The organism is Psychrobacter sp. AOP31-B2-9, assembly GCF_052378005.1.
Taxonomy (GTDB): domain Bacteria; phylum Pseudomonadota; class Gammaproteobacteria; order Pseudomonadales; family Moraxellaceae; genus Psychrobacter.
This window is the reverse complement of record NZ_JBQSXG010000286.1, coordinates 1-1,087: the sequence shown is the minus strand read 5'-3', so window position 1 is coordinate 1,087 and position 1,087 is coordinate 1. Positions and strand designations below refer to the sequence as shown.

Here is a 1,087-nt window from a genome sequence, read left to right as displayed (position 1 = left end):
ATACCAAACCCAAAATATATAGTATAATCCGCTTATGACTATACCAATACATAACCTAGAAGACCATGACTTTGGCAAACACTCAAAGACTGAGCGCAATCCCAGAGCCCGACTACGCCTGCTCATCTTACACCAATATAGTATAGGCAAAGCCACCAACGATATTGCCAAAGACCTCTGCATACATCCTGAAACTGCCAGACGGACATTGAAGCGATATTATGAACGAGGACTTGAGAGTCTCTATGATCGTCATCGTCGAGGTCGTCACAGCAAATTGGCAGAAGCAGACACAGCCGCTTTTAAAGCCATGATAGTCTCTGAACAAGAAAAGCGCGCTGGCGGTCGTCTAACCGGCAAAGACATTCAGCAATTGGCTAAAGAACACTACAACGCTCACTACACCGTTAACGGTATCTACGAGCTACTCAAGCGTATTGATATGAGTTGGATAAGTGCTCGTAGTCAGCATCCAAAAGCCGACCCACAAGCTCAAGACGCTTTTAAAAAAACTTTATAGCACAGGTTAAGGCGTCACTGCCTACTGATGTGAGCCTAGATCAAGTGGACATCTGGTTTCAAGATGAAACTCGAATAGGACAACAAGGCTCATTGACCAGAGTTTGGCATTACCGCGGTGGGCGACCTCGACTGATCAAGCAGCAACAGTTTCATTCCGCTTATCTGTTTGGTGCCTTTTGTCCAGCGACAAAGAAGGCTGTCGGCTTAGTACTGCCTTTCGTTAATAAACACACCATGTTATTGCATATGCAAGAGATTAGTAAAGCCGTTCCAAAAGGACGTCATGCGGTGGTGGTGATGGATGGCGCATTATGGCATCAACCAAGCTTGAATCAGGCTAATGTCACTATGCTTAAACTACCGCCTTATTCACCTGAGCTCAATCCCTCTGAGAGAGTATGGCAGTACCTTAAGCAAAATGAGTTATCCAATCGTTGTTATGACAGTTATGAGGCTATTGTTGATGCCGCTTGCTTGGCTTGGAATAATTTGCTTAAACAGCCACAAAGAATTCGGTCGTTAACTGCTCGTGCTTGGGCGCAACTTTAATTGTTGGGTTTGGTAT

The 1,087-nt window shown here is 44.9% G+C and carries 2 protein-coding genes; both read left to right on the top strand.

The genetic code is table 11. The features are described 5' to 3' along the window. Positions 1-34 precede the first annotated feature (34 nt). On the top strand, positions 35-520 hold the full coding sequence (locus ACT3SX_RS15220) for a winged helix-turn-helix domain-containing protein (protein WP_192521011.1): 486 nt from the start codon (positions 35-37) through the stop codon (positions 518-520). Positions 521-564: 44 nt separating this feature from the next. Further along, on the top strand, positions 565-1,071 hold the full coding sequence (locus tag ACT3SX_RS15215) for an IS630 family transposase (RefSeq protein ID WP_192992684.1): 507 nt from the start codon (positions 565-567) through the stop codon (positions 1,069-1,071). Positions 1,072-1,087 lie beyond the last annotated feature (16 nt).

Excerpts from the sequence above, each read along its gene's own strand:
- ACT3SX_RS15220 (WP_192521011.1), top strand. The coding sequence starts at position 35 with ATGACTATACCAATACATAACCTAGAAGACCATGACTTTGGCAAACAC.